We start from the raw sequence: 14,136 nt of genomic DNA, 5'->3' as shown, positions 1-14,136 counted from the left end.
GGCCTTAGCCCTCCAGCAGGAGCCTTTGCGCGCGCGGGGCGAGCATGTGTTCCAGGACCAGGCATGCGGCACCGATCGCGCCGACGTCCTCGCCAACCCCTGTGCCCACGACTTCGAGCCCGTGGATCGCACGGGCCGCATTGTTCTGTTCCAGCAAGGCGGGCACCCGTTCCAGGAAGTACGGCGACATCCGGCCCCAGAAGGGCCCGCCAAACACCACGCGCTCCACGTCCAGCGTGTTGGCTACTACGGAGACTGCCCGGGCGACGAGTGTGGCTGACTTGTCCAGGATCGCAATGGCCTTGGCGTCACCGGCATCGGCTTTGTCGCACAACTCGGCGAACCGCTCCTGGACTTCCGGGCCGTCTGCTCCCTGGCGCTTTCCGTCCAGGACGCCGGCCTCTTCGGCTTCGGCAACAAGGACCTGGGGGATGCTGGTGGACTTGACGCACCCGCGCTGCCCGCAATCACACAGGGGACCGTCGGGATCCACCACAATGTGGCCGATTTCGCCTGCGTTACCGGACGTGCCACGCACGACTTCGTCATTGAGGACAATGCCGCAACCGATACCGGTTCCCATGTACATGAAGACAAAGCTGCCTGCGCCACTGGCGCCACCTGCCCAGGTCTCCGCAACCGCTGCGCTGGTGACATCCTTGTCCACGAGGGTTTCCAGGCCGGTGGCTTCGGCCAACGCTTCGCGGATTGGTACCCGGTCCCAGCGGGTCAACAGCGGCGGCTCCACTACAGAGCCCTCGTCGAGGTCGATGGGACCAGGGACCGCAACGCCCAGTCCGGCGATCTTGGACGCGTCCACGCCTGATTCCTGGATGAGGATATCGATTTGCCCTGCGATGCTGGTGATCACGTCCGCCGGGTCACCGCCCGGGGTGGCCATGCGTGAATGCCGGACGACATCACCCAACAGGTCCAGGACCACGAAGGTGATGACGGCCGGGTCGAGATGAACGCCCACCGCGTACATCCCCGCGGGGTTCAGGCGCAGGATGGTCCGGGGCTTACCCGGCCCCGATCCTTCCTTGCCGGCCTCCATGATGAGCTGTTGGTCAAGGAGGCGACGGGAGATGTTGGAGATGGTCTGCGGTGAAAGCCCAACGATTTGCGCCAGTTCAACGCGACTGAGCCCTCCCGGGGATCGCCGGATCGCTTCCAGGATGACGGTGAGGTTGAAGTCACCCATCCTGGGTAGATTCGTTCCGCGCCTAGGTGTCGGCTGCCGGATCTCAGTCACTGATGCCCCTCGTCATTGGAAAAACGTCGTCAATTAAGTCTGTCTGAATCGTACGATACCCACGCCACCACGGATATGAGCACACGCAGGCGCGGGGGTCATGGCTTGGTAACGATGAGCCCGGGATGCCCTCAGGCTTTCCGGCTGCGAGTCACCGTGAACTTCGGGTTACGGCCTTCCTCCACAGTCGGCCCGACATATCGCTCCAAGGCCGGACGGTACTGGAGGTGGCTGTTGTACACGGTCCATAGTTCCCCGCCGGGCGCCAGCACCCGTGCTGCGGCTTCAAACAACTTCAGGCCGGCACCGGCATGGACGCTTGCCCCCAAATGGAAGGGCGGATTCAGCAGGATCAGGTCCACGCTCCCGGCCTCGAGGCTGGACATGGCGTCGTCGTGGATCACGCTGATGCGCTCTGCCAGGCCGTTCGCGGCCGCGGTCGCGGTGGCAGATGCGACGGCCGCCGCGGACTGGTCGGTGGCGATGACCCGGGCACCTGGTTGATGGCGGGCGTACATGGTGGCAAGGATTCCGGTTCCGCAACCGAGGTCCACCACCTGCCGGGCCGCCGGAATCCGATCGAGGAAACCAAGGAGGTAGCGGGTTCCAATGTCCAGGCGGGCTCCGGAAAAGACGGCTCCGTGAGCGCAGACGGTGATTCCCAATTCGGGGTTGGCTTCGACCACGGGGAATGGCGGCTCGTCGGGGACTGGCCTGGGTCCCTTAGCTACGAGGATCCGCGATTTTTGCCTGGCCAACTGGGGCTGGACTGCGGAGAAGTACTTCTCCAGGACTGCGTTCATCCCCACGGACATGTGTTTGACGCGTCCACCGGCGAGCAGGACCGCATCCGGTCCCGCGAACCGGGCAACGGCGTCGGCAATTTCTTCCAACTCGGCCAACGACTTAGGCAGCTGCAACAGCACCAGGTCCGCGTCCTGCAGCAATTCCCGGCCAAGTTCGTGTGGCGTGTACCGTCCGTCCAAGCCTGCCGCGGCGGCATTGCGCTGCAATGCGGCCCTTCCGGTAAACAGGTCCTGGTTGACGCGGACATGCCCGACGCCGGGACCAGACAAGGCGCCCAGGGTCAGGGCCCCGTAACGGTCACCAATGACTACAACCTGGCTATCGGGCCCGAGGTAACCTTCCGCAGTCTCCAGCAGCAGCCGATCTGTGGCGTCGTAAGCCTGCAGGTTGTCCGCTTCGACGTCCGGAAGCCGGCTCAACCTACCGAACAGCGCTTCGAGTTCCCATGCCGTCACAACGCGTTTCCTGCTTTCCTTGCTTCAATGTCTCGACTTATTCCACGACCGGGAGCACTCTGGAGGCACAACACAAACACCCGTCCGCCCCGTGGCCCACGAACCGGCCCAAACACTGACGGGCATCGGTCCCGGCGGCCGTAGGAGCCAGGGCGCCCGGACCAGCAACAGTTGCTCCCCTCCCCTGCGAGAAGCCATGAGTGTCAATGCTGTCACGAACCTGGAAGTAAAGTCCCACAATTCCCCAGATGAATCACGCCACCCTGAGAAGACCACGCTGGATCTTGTCACCGTAGGAGACTACACAATCGGCCGCCTGACCTTTGAGCCCGGATGGACGTGGGCCGACTGCATCAAGCCAGTGGTCGGCACCGACTCCTGCCAGTTGAGCCACGTAGGATTTTGCGTGTCCGGCAAACTCGACGTGGAAACCACCGACGGCGGACGTATAAGCATCTCCCCCGGCGATTCATACACCATTCCTCCCGGCCACAATGCATGGGTGGTCGGTGACCAGCCGTTCCAAGGAGTCGAGTTCGTCAGCGGCGCCGAATTTGGAAAGGCACTTTCGGAGTAGCCAAGACCTGCGGGAAACAAAAAGGACCCCGCTCTCATGAGCGGGGTCCTTTTCCGAAGTGGAGCTGAGGGGACTCGAACCCCTGACCCCCTGCATGCCATGCAGGTGCGCTACCAGCTGCGCCACAGCCCCGGAAATGCTTGCTTTTCCAGGAAGTTTTTCTCTTCCCGTCGAAGCAACTCGTCAATAGTAACCACAATTCACTGAGAAGCGAAATCATCTCAAGGTGAGGTGCGTCACCCGTCAAAACTCCCTGCAGCCGGGCCTCCTCCGGGCGTACGCGGCAGCCGAGGTGCGCTGGAAATCCATCGCACCTCCCCCCAAGCCGGCTGCCGGTGAGCCGCGCGGGAACACCCCTGCGGCTCACCTGAAGTCTAGGAGCCAAGCGGTAGTAAACCAAACCGATCAGTCGGTTTTGCCGTAATCGGGTTCACCAACAATGCGGTGATAGCGTTGTCGGGACGCAAAGCTGCCCGATCCGCCAGCGAATCCGTCCCCCACCGAGAGGCTCTGCATCCCCATGCAACAACGTGCGAAGGACACCAGGCTGGCCGTCATTGAAGGTGCGGCCAGCGTATTCGCGGAGATTGGCTACGGGAACGCCAGCCTGACCGACATCACCAAACGTGCCGGCGTAACAAAGGGAGCCCTCTACTTCCACTTCACGTCCAAGCGGGAACTCGCCCTGGCCGTCATTGAAGAGCAACACGCCCTGGTGCTGGCGTCCGGCGCAGAAATAATCGGGTCCAGCAAGCCCCCCATCGACAAACTCATCAGCCTTTGCCGGATGTTCGGCCAGCAGCTTCTTGACGAACCCATCGTCCAAGGCGGTATCAGGCTCACGTTCGAAGCAACCGCGTTCCAAGCAGATGTGTCCGGGCCCTACGAAGACTGGATCAGCACCGCCGAACAGTTGCTTCAACAGGCCGTGGATGAGGGCCAGGTGCGGCCGGACCTGGATCCCGCGGCTTTCTCCCGGTACCTGATCGCATCCTTCACCGGCGTCCAGATGGTCTCAGATGTTCTGACAGCCCGGAAAGACGTCATGCTCCGGATAGACCAAATGTGGGAGTTCATACTGCCGGCATTGAGTATGGGCGCCAGTACCTGATTGCCAGGCCCGTGCCGAGCCGCCACTTACGTAAAGCTGCGGTGAAAAGAAAAGAGGCCCTGCCTTCTCCATGTCTTCCAGGAAGTAGGCAGGGCCTCGATTGGTGGAGCTGAGGGGACTCGAACCCCTGACCCCCTGCATGCCATGCAGGTGCGCTACCAGCTGCGCCACAGCCCCATATCTTCGCTGCCCAACACCTGGCATTTCAGCCATCCGCGCCGAAGCAACTCAAATATCTTAGAACAGCGATTCCGAAAATTCCAAATCGGGCATATTCGGTGCCGCGCAGTCCTTAGTGCTCGGAATCCTCCGCGGTGACAGCCTTGGCGGAAGCGTCGTCACCCAGCTCAAGGTCCACCACAGGGCAGTCCTTCCACAGGCGATCCAAAGCGTAGAAGACCCTGTCCTCTGCGTGCTGGACGTGAATGACGATGTCGGCGTAGTCCAGCAGGACCCAACGGCCCTCGGAGCGTCCTTCGCGGCGCACCGGGCGGAGGTCCTGCTTCAAGAGTTCTTCTTCAATACCGTCAACAATGGCGTTGACCTGGCGTTCCGTCGGAGCCGAGGCGATCAGGAAAACGTCTGTGAGTGCCAGACGCTCGCTGACGTCGAGGGCGACGATATCCTCGGCAAGTTTGCCGGCCGCGGCACGCGCGGCGTGACGGGCGAGGGTGATGGATTGTTCATGTGCAGACACGGGGACTCCTTGTTGTGGCCTGTGGCCTGTGAATGGCGTAAGCCGTTGTTGAGCGGAACTAGCCGCTGGTAATCATGATGATGCCGACGATGAGCGCAACGATGCCCAGTGCGAGGACACCGAACTGCAGCAGCCTGTTGCGCTGGGCCCTGGCCAGGCCGGCCGTGTTGGCATCAAGTGGATCAAGACCGTAGGCACTGCTCGCCGAGATCGGCGGCCTTTGCTTTTCTTCGCCAGTGTCCACCGGAGGGGCCGACTTCTTGCGGGCCGACCGCGCTACAGCTTCCGCGCGGGCCAGGACGCCGGCACGGCCGCGTGAGCCCGGCTTCTTTCCGGTTGCCGGTTCAGCTTCAAGCTTGGGACCGGCGGACGTAATCAGGGGAACAAAGGTTGTGCTGGGCCGCTTCATGACTGGCCGTTCGACACCTGGTACCTTGACGAACTCCAGGGGCGTGACCATGGCAAGGTTATTAGCTGTGGAAGGACCCGAATTCCCGGGATTTGGCTTACGTGGCTCGGCCTTGGCTTGGTCCGGCGTCGCCTGTTCGGCCAGTTTCTGCTTCGCAGCGGCACGCTTATTCAACACGGCCGCGCGCTCCGCCAAGGCAATCTGCTGGGCCAACACCTCTGGATCAACTGCCAGGGGGTCCTGCTCGGCAATGTGTTCCAGTTTCGCGGTCTGGTTTTGGACCTGCGCCGCGATCATCTCGCGGACTGCCAGGGCCTGCTCCACCGACATATCGGATTCTGTTGGGCCGCTCTTGCCCGCTCCGTCGGTCGTCGGGGAGGCTGCCGGATCGGCAGGAGCCGTGACGGGCTTGCCATCGGCCGCCGCTGCGGGCTTGCCCGCGTCCGGTGCCGGAACGATGGGGTTCATGGACGTGGCAACTTCAGCCTGGAGCTGCTGCAACCTCAGCTGGCGACGCGTTGGCGGGCCGCCACCGGAGAGCTGTTCCTCCTTGTCAGCCAGGTCCTTGATGGTCCGCAGGGCTGCCCGATCACGGGCGCGGATCTGGGATGAACGCTCCTGTGCTGTGGGTCCCACAGCGTCCACGGGCGCGTTTGCCGCGCGCCTGTTACGCGCATTCGGGCGGTCGGCTTCTTCGGCGGCAGCCGCCTCTGCGGGGTCGCTTGACGTAGCGCCCGGCGTTGTTTCCGGGTGCTCTTCCCGGGCACGGCGAAGCTCGCGCCTGCTGCGGATGGGTCGCTGTTCCTGGCTGCTCATTTAAAAACTCATTCAGTACGTGCTTGGTCGTCTGATCCGGATAATGCGGGCGACAGTTCCCCTGTCGAGGGCCGGGGTGCGTACAGCCCATATTTTGCGATGTACTGGACCACTCCGTCCGGCACGAGGTACCACACAGGGTTGCCCGCGCCGACGCGTGTCCTGCAATCCGTGGAGGAGATCGCCATGGCGGGCACTTCGAGAAGGCTGACATCCTCCGTCCGGCCCAAATCGTTCAGTTCGTGTCCAGGGCGGGTCACGCCGACAAAGTGGGCCAAGGACCACAATTCGTCGACGTCTTTCCAGGACAGGATCTGCGCCAAAGCGTCGGCACCCGTAATGAAGAAGAGGTCCGCATCAGGACGGAGTTCCCTCAAGTCGCGGAGGGTGTCGATAGTGAACGTCGGGCCTGGTCGGTCCACGTCCACACGGCTTACGGTAAAGCGGGGGTTGGAAGCTGTGGCGATCACTGTCATGAGGTAGCGGTGCTCGGGCTCGCTGACCTGCTTGTGCGACTTTTGCCACGGCTGCCCGGTGGGCACGAAGACCACTTCATCAAGGTCGAACTTGGCTGCGACTTCACTTGCAGCCACAAGGTGGCCGTGATGGATGGGATCAAACGTTCCACCCATCACGCCCAGCCGAAGCCTGCGCTCCGACTCCCCGCGAGGTATTGCGGCGATAATGTTAGTGGCCCTGGCCGTGGGTGTGCTTGTTGGGGTGCTGGCGGTGCGGATCGGAGTGCTCTTCCACTGCCTCGTGACGGTTGCCCAGGTTGGTGTAGGACAGCGTTACGAACATGAGAACCAGCAGCAGGGCAAACATGGAGACGCCGAAGACCCACGGCTCGGCCCACAGCGGGGCGAGTTCCTCGTGGCCGCCTTCTGTCGCGGCGGCAATGGACGTGGCGATCTGCTGAAACAGCATCTTCTCCCCTAGTTGGTTCTCAAAGGATTTCGACGGCGGGACTCCCCGCCGTTCCGGACTTCTGTTCTATGTTACCGCGTTGCTAGCTGCGGATTTGGCCTTCGCCCTGGACGATCCACTTGGTGGTGGTGAGTTCCGTGAGGCCCATGGGTCCGCGCGCGTGGAGCTTCTGCGTGGAAATCCCAACCTCCGCGCCGAGCCCCAGCTCACCGCCGTCGGTGAAACGCGTGGAGGCGTTGACGATCACAGCGGCCGAATCGATGTCTGCGATGAATTTCTCCGCATTTGCCAGGTTGTTGGTGAGGATGGCTTCGGTGTGCCCGGTGCTCCACTTGCGGATGTGGTTTACGGCGTCGTCCAGGTTGTCCACCATGGCAACGGCGAGATCCAGGTCCATGTATTCAGTGGCCCAATCCTCGTCGTCGGCCGGGACGGTCTCCACACCGGCACCCAGGGCAGCCGCAATCCGATCATCCACGTGGAGGGTCACACCTGCCTCGCGGAGTGCTTTGGCCACGGCAGGAAGAACGGTGGAACCGGAGTGGACCAGGAGCGTCTCAACGGTGTTGCAGACACTGGGCCGCTGCGTCTTTGCGTTCAGGAGGATGTCCACGGCCATCTCTTCGCCGGCGGACTCGTCGATGAAGATGTGGACGTTCCCCTCCCCGGTCTCAATGACGGGCACGGAGGAGTTGGTCACCACAGTCTGGATGAGCTCGCGTCCGCCGCGGGGAATGAGGACATCCACCCGTCCGCGGGCGCGCATCAGGACGTTGGCGCCTTCGCGGCCGTATTGGTCGACGCTTTGCACCGCATCCGCCGGGAGGCCCACGGAGTCCAGCGCTTCGCGCAGGATCTGCACCAGCGCACCATTGGTGTGCGCGGCGGCGGACCCACCGCGAAGAATCACGGCGTTGCCGCTCTTGAGGGCGAGTCCCGCGATATCCACGGTGACGTTGGGACGGGCTTCGTAAATGGCGGCCACAACACCCATGGGCACATTGACCTGACGCAACCGCAGCCCGTTGGGAAGCGTTTGGCCACGGACCACGTTGCCCACAGGATCGGGCAGCCCCGCAAGGTTTTCCAGGGCGGAGACCAAGCCGTCGATGCGGGCGGGCGTCAGCGTGAGCCTGTCCAAGAGCGCCGCGGAGGTACCGTTGGCACGGCCCACCGCCACATCTTTGGCATTGGCTTCCAGCACATGCTTACGGTTTTCCAGCAGGGCTGCGCCGATCGCACGCAGGCCGCGGTCCTTCCAGGCACGGTTCGCCTGGCCCATGCGGCGGGCAGCCTTCCGGGACCGGTCGGCGATTGCGTGTACCGCAGCCTGGACATCCTCGGGCGACAGTGGAGCGCCGCCTGCCACAGGGTTCTCCGGCGTCTGGCCGGCAGCACCGGAAACGTCGGAGATCACAGGGGCGTCGGGAGTCAGCGCTTCAGTCATGCTCCAAGTTTAGATGAGCGCGGCGCCCCCAGGAGCACCAGATCGTCAACATGAACAACTTCGCGGTCATAACCACGGCCCATGGCTTGGCCGAGTTCCTGCGTGGTCCGTCCCAGCATCCGCGGCAGTTCCTCCGAGGAGTAGTTCACCAGGCCGCGCGCCACCACGGTTCCATCATGGCCCACCATCTCGACGGGGTCACCAGCTTCGAAGTCGCCGCTGATATCCGATATCCCCGCGGGCAGGAGCGACCTGTGCCGGTCGCGCACGGCTTTCACGGCGCCGTCGTCGAGCATCAAGCGGCCCTGTACGGTCGCCAGGTGGGCCAGCCACAACAGGCGTACCGGCTTGCGGTTTCCGTTCACGGCAAACCACGTCCCCACGTCCTCGCCGGCCAGGGCAGCCGCGGCGTTGGCCGTAGAAGTGACCAGTGCATGAATACCGGAACCGGCGGCGATGGAGGCAGCCTCCACTTTGGTCATCATTCCGCCCGTTCCCACACCGGCTTTGCCCGCCTTGCCAATGGTGACGTCTTCAAGGTCCTGGGGACCGCGGACCAGCGGAATCCGCTGCGCACCCTGGGACGGCGGACCGTCGTAGAGGGCGTCGACGTCGGACAGCAGCACGAGAGCGTCGGCGCGGACCAGGTGGGCCACCAACGCAGCCAGCCGGTCGTTGTCGCCGAAACGGATTTCGTGGGTAGCAACAGTGTCGTTTTCGTTCACGACCGGTACCACGCCGAGGTTCAGCAGCCGATCCAAAGCACGGAACGCATTGGTGTGCTGCGTGCGGCGCATGAGGTCATCGGCCGTCAACAGGACCTGGCTGACAGTGATCCCATGCGCGCTGAAAGCCTGCGTGTAGCGGGCCATCAGGAGTCCTTGCCCGACGCTGGCTGCTGCCTGCTGCGTGGCCAGGTCCTTCGGGCGCTTGGCAAGGCCCAACGGAGCCAGGCCAGCGGCGATGGCACCAGAGGAGACCAAGATGATTTCGGTGCCCGCATTGCGCTGGTGGGCCAGGGCGTCGACAAGCCCCGCGAGGGACTTCTCGGAAATACCGCCCTTGATGCTCGTCAGCGACGAGGAACCCACTTTGACGACAATCCGCTTGGCGGTGGCCAGTGCGTTGCGTTCGAGGCCCTCGGCGGAGTTCGGTGCGTCGACGGTCCTAGTCGTCATCACCGGCGTCCAGGTTGCTTTCCTTCACGGCCTGGGCGCGCCGGCCGCTGACGGACTCGGTCCAGATGCCCGCCTTGCGCTCAGCTTCAAGCTCGGCACGCGCAGCAGCCTTGGCTTCGCGGCGTTCAACCTGTTCTTCGCGCTTCTGCGAACGCGTGGGCCGGTCCCCGATGTCGGCAACGCGGATGTCCGTGCCGCGCGGAGTTGCCAGGAGCTCGGCGCCGGCCATCATGGTCGGCTCCCAGTCGAAGACAACGCCGTCGTCTTCACCGATGACCACGGTGTCGCCCGGCTTGGCACCGACCTTGAACAGTTCGGTTTCGACGCCGAGCTTCGCCAGCCGGTCGGCAAGGTATCCAATGGCTTCCTCGTTGGTGAAGTCGGTCTGCTTGACCCAGCGAACGGGCTTCTCGCCCAGGACACGGAACAGCGGCTCGAGGTTCTTTTCTTCGCGGCGGATCTTGAAGCCGGACTCGTTGACCGCGCGCGGACGAAGGACCGGAGGTGCCACCTTGGGGGGAGCAGTCGCTACCGCATCACGCGCGGCCTTGACGATCTCTGCCATGGCGAAGCCCAGTTGGCGCAAGCCTTCGTGGCTCGTGGCCGAGACTTCGAACACGCGGTATCCGCGGGCTTCGAGGTCCGGGCGAACGAACTCGGCCATGTCCTTGCCGTCCGGAAGATCCACCTTGTTGAGGACAACCAGCTTGGGGCGTTCGTTCAGCGGCACCACCTCACCGTCCACACCGGCGTAGCTCATGTCCACTGCGTACTTGTCGAGTTCGGCCTCGATAATCGCCAGGTCGGACAAAGGATCCCGATCGGATTCCAGGGTTCCGCAGTCAAGGACGTGCACCAAGGCGGCGCAACGCTCTACGTGGCGCAGGAAGTTGTGTCCGAGTCCCTTGCCGTCGCTTGCTCCCTCGATGAGGCCCGGAACATCGGCAATGGTGAAACGGACATCGCCGGCCTGGACCACGCCAAGGTTGGGGATGAGGGTGGTGAAGGGGTAATCGGCAATCTTGGGCCGGGCAGCGGACATGGCTGCGATGAGGCTGGACTTGCCGGCCGACGGGAAGCCAACCAGGGCGATGTCGGCAATGGACTTCAGTTCCAGGACAATATCGCTGGATTCGCCTTCGATGCCCAGGAGGGCAAAGCCGGGAGCCCGGCGCTTCTGCGAGGAAAGCGACGCGTTGCCGAGGCCGCCCTGGCCGCCGGCGGCAGCGATGTACTCAGTACCTTCGCCCACGAGGTCAGCCAGGACTTCGCCGTCCTTGGTCTTGACCACAGTGCCATCGGGTACCGGAAGGATCAGGGTTTCGCCGTTCTTGCCACCGCGCCAGTCACCCATGCCCGGACCACCGTTGGTGGCGTGGCGGTGGGGTGCGTGGTGGTAGTCGAGCAGGGTGGTGGTCTGGGCCGACACCCGAAGGATGACGTCGCCACCATTGCCGCCGTTGCCGCCGTCGGGCCCGCCGAGCGGCTTGAACTTCTCCCGCTTAACAGAGACACAGCCGTGGCCGCCGGTTCCGCCGGATACGTGCAGGACTACCCGGTCTACAAAGCTCGCCACGTGGATCTCCTCAGTTGCTGTTGTACAGCGTTGTTGCAAAACCAGTGCGCCCAAGCGCCCCAGTCGATTGTAATGCGGTTAAAAGAACGGTGGAGCGGGCCGTTTGGCCCGCTCCACCGGTTCAGAACTTGTTGTTACTCTGCAGCTGCAGCAGCAACGATGTTCACTACGCGACGGCCGCGGCGAGTACCAAACTCAACCGCACCGGCCTGGAGAGCGAACAGGGTGTCGTCGCCACCGCGGCCGACGCCTGCACCGGGGTGGAAGTGGGTTCCACGCTGGCGAACGATGATCTCGCCTGCGGAAACTACCTGACCACCGAAGCGCTTTACGCCCAGGTACTGAGCGTTGGAGTCACGACCGTTGCGAGTGGAACTCGCGCCTTTTTTGTGTGCCATGTGAAATGCCTGCCTCTAAATTTCTGGGGAAACTGAAAAACCTGAACAGCGTGTAACGAAAGTTACGCGATGCTGGTGATCTTGATCTTGGTCAGTTCCTGACGGTGACCCTGACGCTTCCGGTAGCCGGTCTTGTTCTTGAACTTCTGGATGACGATCTTCGGACCACGGAGGTCTTCGAGGATCTCAGCCGTAACCTTGACGTTGGCCAGTTCCGCAGCTGCGGAGGTGACCTTGTCGCCGTCAACCAGGAGCAAGGCGGGCAGCTCAAGCGTGCTACCGGCTCCACCGGGGACGCGGTTAAGCGTTACGTAGTCTCCAACGGAAACTTTTTCTTGGCGGCCGCCTGCGCGGACAATCGCGTACACCACTTGGGTACTCACTTCTCTCGACGTTTATAACTAAATTTGCGTGCGGAACCTGAACCGGAATCAGGCTTGGTTCGCGCTGTGCCTCAACGCCGTGGACTTCTGAACGAAGTCCGCGAGTCATCCCATGAACAATTCCAAGGGGCATAACCCAAGTGTTGGCGTAAGCACCGAAGATCAAGATTACGCTAGTTTGACCTTCAGCTGCAAATGAGGCCGGGTCCGGAGGCTACCACGTGACTCGCGTCACCAGTTGTAACGGACTCTCCCGGCACCGTGCCCATACAGCCTACAGGGTTTGGGCACGATTAACGCGATTTGCCCTGCGACGCGCGGCGAGCCTCGCAAATTACCCGCCCGGACGCCCGACCGGAGAGGTCATGAGAAAACCCGTGGCGCGTCGAAGAAGGCAGTTTCGTAGCGGCAGGACTGGGTGAAGGCTTCCATCATGGCCTCGCGATCCGCCGGCGAGGCCGCAAGGGCCGCCGCGTCCGTGAGCTTGATCGCAGTCCTGGTTGCCTCGGCGAAGTCTTCGTCCGCGTACGTCTTCAACCACTCCGCGTATGCGTGGTCCACAGGGGAACCTGCTTCCACGTAGGCGTGGTGGAGTTTCTGGCCCACTTCCGCGTACAACCAGTAGCAGGGAAGAATCGCCGCCAGGAGCACCGCGTAGCTTCCCGATGCCGAACAGGCCAGCAAATGGTCCACATAGGACTTGGTCACGGGACCCGTTGTCCCGGACACGTCGCGGCTGCTGAGCCAGTTCCTGTGCAATTCCGACTCGACCTCCAGGCACTGCCGGGAGCCCTTGGCCCAGAACAACTGCTCGTCTTCAGTAGGAGCCAGGGCGCTGGCCCGGGCCAGGACCCGGGAGTAGCCGTTGAGGTAGATCGCGTCCTGGGCCAGGTAATAGCCGAACGCGGATTCCGGCAGGCTGCCCTTCTGAAGGCCATCGATGAAGCCAAGCCGATGGATCGCCTCGAGCTCCGCGCGTGCGAGTTCCCACAAAGTCGCTGCGAACTCGCCGGGCCTCAGACTCCGCTGGTGGTGGAAGTGGTGGATCGGCCCGCTTCCTCGTCCTACTTCCAACGCCCCGGACTGCCTCAAAGCCTCAAGCAACCAAGGCTTCACCTCCCGCAGTGAAGCTTCCCAGTCCCCCGTGCTAACCTGCACCGTGGCCAGGGCGGACGACAACGAACACCCTGTGCCGTGGCTGTTCCGGGTATCGATGCGGGGCCCGTCGACCTCGACCACGTCCTGCCGCAGCAACCCGCTCGTATTCACCAAAGCATCAGGACACGCCGTTCCCGCCAAGTGGCCGCCCTTCACAAGGACCGTGTTCCCGTACTCAGCGGCCAACCGCTTACCCTGGTCCAGCGCCGAAGCCCAGTCCGTCGCCTCCGTTTCACCCAGGAGCACCGCCAGCTCGGGAAGGTTCGGGGTCAGGAGGTCTGCCAGGGGCAAAAGCGAACGCAACGCCTTCTCAGCGGACTCGCGCAGGAGCCTGTCTCCGCTGGTTGCCACCATCACCGGGTCCAGGACCACGACGGCGGGACGCACCTTTTCGAGCCAGCTGCGGACTTCGTCGATGACCTCTGCGTCGCCGAGCATGCCGATTTTGACGGCGTCAATCTCAATGTCGTTGCTGATGGCGTCCAGTTGTTGGCGCAGAAATTCGACGGGGGGCACGTGCACGGCGCTGACGCCCACGGTGTTCTGGGCTGTGAGGGCGGTGATTGCAGCCATGCCGTAACCACCGTGGGCCGCGATGCTCTTCAAGTCCGCCTGGATCCCTGCCCCACCGGAAGGGTCGGAGCCGGCGATACTCAGCACCCGCGGTGTTGGCCTGCCCGAAGCAACCGGGTAGACAGGAGAATATGCTGCAGTCATGTGGACATCCCTTCGCCGGTGCTAACCGGACAGGTTCAACGGGTCTGGATCTCAGCCCGGCCCAACGCCAGGCACCCCGTGTCTGTCCCCCAGCCTAACCGGGAAGCAGCCCGGCCCGGGAACAGCGCTGCGTAGGGGCCCGGATATGACCCATTGACGTCCCCAGGTCTGGCCATGGACGTCCTGGACGCGCAAAAGACCCCGTAGCGACTGCCGGGGCAGTTG

At 63.2% G+C, this 14,136-nt stretch carries 14 protein-coding genes, 2 tRNA genes and 1 riboswitch; of the genes, 2 read left to right on the top strand and 14 right to left on the bottom strand.

The features are described from left to right. Nucleotides 1–4 precede the first annotated feature (4 nt). Together NEK97_RS00400 and NEK97_RS00395 are read right to left on the bottom strand one after the other, a co-directional pair. Nucleotides 5–1,204 carry an ROK family transcriptional regulator gene (locus tag NEK97_RS00400; protein ID WP_257367944.1) on the bottom strand — a complete coding sequence of 400 codons (1,200 nt, stop codon included), beginning with the start codon at nt 1,202–1,204 and terminating at the stop codon, nt 5–7. Between the two features lie 182 nt (nt 1,205–1,386). Then, the gene (locus NEK97_RS00395) at nt 1,387–2,517 is read right to left on the bottom strand and encodes a methyltransferase (protein WP_257367943.1); all 1,131 of its coding nucleotides are present in this window, start codon (nt 2,515–2,517) and stop codon (nt 1,387–1,389) included. 196 nt (nt 2,518–2,713) lie between these two features. Between NEK97_RS00395 and NEK97_RS00390 the strand changes: the two genes are divergently transcribed. Next, on the top strand, nt 2,714–3,094 hold the full coding sequence (locus NEK97_RS00390; RefSeq protein ID WP_235520867.1) for a cupin domain-containing protein: 381 nt from the start codon (nt 2,714–2,716) through the stop codon (nt 3,092–3,094). A 59-nt stretch (nt 3,095–3,153) separates the two neighbouring features. Here the strand turns inward: NEK97_RS00390 and NEK97_RS00385 are convergent. After that, nucleotides 3,154–3,226: transfer RNA gene (locus NEK97_RS00385), tRNA-Ala, on the bottom strand. A 388-nt stretch (nt 3,227–3,614) separates the two neighbouring features. Between NEK97_RS00385 and NEK97_RS00380 the strand changes: the two genes are divergently transcribed. Continuing rightward, on the top strand, nt 3,615–4,205 hold the full coding sequence (locus NEK97_RS00380) for a ScbR family autoregulator-binding transcription factor (protein ID WP_257367942.1): 591 nt from the start codon (nt 3,615–3,617) through the stop codon (nt 4,203–4,205). Between the two features lie 101 nt (nt 4,206–4,306). Here the strand turns inward: NEK97_RS00380 and NEK97_RS00375 are convergent. From NEK97_RS00375 to thiD, 11 genes are all read right to left on the bottom strand, one after another. Then, nucleotides 4,307–4,382: transfer RNA gene (locus NEK97_RS00375), tRNA-Ala, on the bottom strand. A 115-nt stretch (nt 4,383–4,497) separates the two neighbouring features. Then, nucleotides 4,498–4,902 carry a ribosome silencing factor gene (rsfS, locus tag NEK97_RS00370; protein ID WP_211712230.1) on the bottom strand — a complete coding sequence of 135 codons (405 nt, stop codon included), beginning with the start codon at nt 4,900–4,902 and terminating at the stop codon, nt 4,498–4,500. A 58-nt stretch (nt 4,903–4,960) separates the two neighbouring features. Next, a complete protein-coding gene (locus NEK97_RS00365; protein WP_257367941.1) occupies nt 4,961–6,127 on the bottom strand; it encodes a hypothetical protein in 1,167 nt (388 codons plus the stop codon). An 8-nt stretch (nt 6,128–6,135) separates the two neighbouring features. Next, nucleotides 6,136–6,810, bottom strand: coding sequence for a nicotinate-nucleotide adenylyltransferase (nadD, locus tag NEK97_RS00360; protein ID WP_374111506.1), 675 nt, complete (start codon nt 6,808–6,810; stop codon nt 6,136–6,138). A gap of 4 nt (nt 6,811–6,814) precedes the next feature. Then, the gene (locus NEK97_RS00355; protein ID WP_235520871.1) at nt 6,815–7,054 is read right to left on the bottom strand and encodes a hypothetical protein; all 240 of its coding nucleotides are present in this window, start codon (nt 7,052–7,054) and stop codon (nt 6,815–6,817) included. An 82-nt stretch (nt 7,055–7,136) separates the two neighbouring features. Continuing rightward, on the bottom strand, nt 7,137–8,501 hold the full coding sequence (locus NEK97_RS00350) for a glutamate-5-semialdehyde dehydrogenase (protein ID WP_257367940.1): 1,365 nt from the start codon (nt 8,499–8,501) through the stop codon (nt 7,137–7,139). Continuing rightward, nucleotides 8,498–9,679, bottom strand: a complete 1,182-nt coding sequence (gene proB / locus NEK97_RS00345) for a glutamate 5-kinase (RefSeq protein ID WP_257367939.1) — start codon at nt 9,677–9,679, stop codon at nt 8,498–8,500. Before proB ends, NEK97_RS00350 begins: the two co-directional genes overlap by 4 nt. After that, entirely contained in the window at nt 9,669–11,255 is a 1,587-nt protein-coding gene (gene obgE / locus NEK97_RS00340) for a GTPase ObgE (RefSeq protein ID WP_257367938.1), read from the bottom strand. The genes proB and obgE overlap by 11 nt, the downstream gene beginning before the upstream one ends. A 134-nt stretch (nt 11,256–11,389) precedes the next feature. Next, the gene (gene rpmA / locus NEK97_RS00335) at nt 11,390–11,653 is read right to left on the bottom strand and encodes a 50S ribosomal protein L27 (RefSeq protein WP_003803426.1); all 264 of its coding nucleotides are present in this window, start codon (nt 11,651–11,653) and stop codon (nt 11,390–11,392) included. Between the two features lie 62 nt (nt 11,654–11,715). Further along, nucleotides 11,716–12,024: a 50S ribosomal protein L21 gene (rplU, locus tag NEK97_RS00330; RefSeq protein WP_018777818.1), complete on the bottom strand. Its 309-nt coding sequence runs from the start codon at nt 12,022–12,024 to the stop codon at nt 11,716–11,718. Nucleotides 12,025–12,399: 375 nt separating this feature from the next. After that, nucleotides 12,400–13,911 carry a bifunctional hydroxymethylpyrimidine kinase/phosphomethylpyrimidine kinase gene (gene thiD / locus NEK97_RS00325; protein WP_257367937.1) on the bottom strand — a complete coding sequence of 504 codons (1,512 nt, stop codon included), beginning with the start codon at nt 13,909–13,911 and terminating at the stop codon, nt 12,400–12,402. Then, nucleotides 13,902–14,000, bottom strand: a riboswitch (TPP riboswitch). Its footprint overlaps the gene before it by 10 nt. Nucleotides 14,001–14,136: the final 136 nt, after the last annotated feature.

The sequence above is a fragment of the Paenarthrobacter sp. UW852 genome (genome assembly GCF_024608385.1).
Taxonomy (GTDB): Bacteria; Actinomycetota; Actinomycetes; order Actinomycetales; family Micrococcaceae; genus Arthrobacter.
This window is presented reverse-complemented; position numbering and strand designations above follow the sequence as displayed.

Bases quoted from the DNA above. Each gene is read 5' to 3' on its own strand.
- NEK97_RS00400 (WP_257367944.1), bottom strand. From the start codon at position 1,204: ATGGGTGACTTCAACCTCACCGTCATCCTGGAAGCGATCCGGCGATCC.
- NEK97_RS00390 (WP_235520867.1), top strand. From the start codon at position 2,714: ATGAGTGTCAATGCTGTCACGAACCTGGAAGTAAAGTCCCACAATTCC.
- NEK97_RS00380 (WP_257367942.1), top strand. From the start codon at position 3,615: ATGCAACAACGTGCGAAGGACACCAGGCTGGCCGTCATTGAAGGTGCG.
- NEK97_RS00365 (WP_257367941.1), bottom strand. From the start codon at position 6,127: ATGAGCAGCCAGGAACAGCGACCCATCCGCAGCAGGCGCGAGCTTCGC.
- NEK97_RS00355 (WP_235520871.1), bottom strand. From the start codon at position 7,054: ATGCTGTTTCAGCAGATCGCCACGTCCATTGCCGCCGCGACAGAAGGC.
- NEK97_RS00350 (WP_257367940.1), bottom strand. From the start codon at position 8,501: ATGACTGAAGCGCTGACTCCCGACGCCCCTGTGATCTCCGACGTTTCC.
- proB (WP_257367939.1), bottom strand. From the start codon at position 9,679: ATGACGACTAGGACCGTCGACGCACCGAACTCCGCCGAGGGCCTCGAA.
- rpmA (WP_003803426.1), bottom strand. From the start codon at position 11,653: ATGGCACACAAAAAAGGCGCGAGTTCCACTCGCAACGGTCGTGACTCC.
- thiD (WP_257367937.1), bottom strand. From the start codon at position 13,911: ATGACTGCAGCATATTCTCCTGTCTACCCGGTTGCTTCGGGCAGGCCA.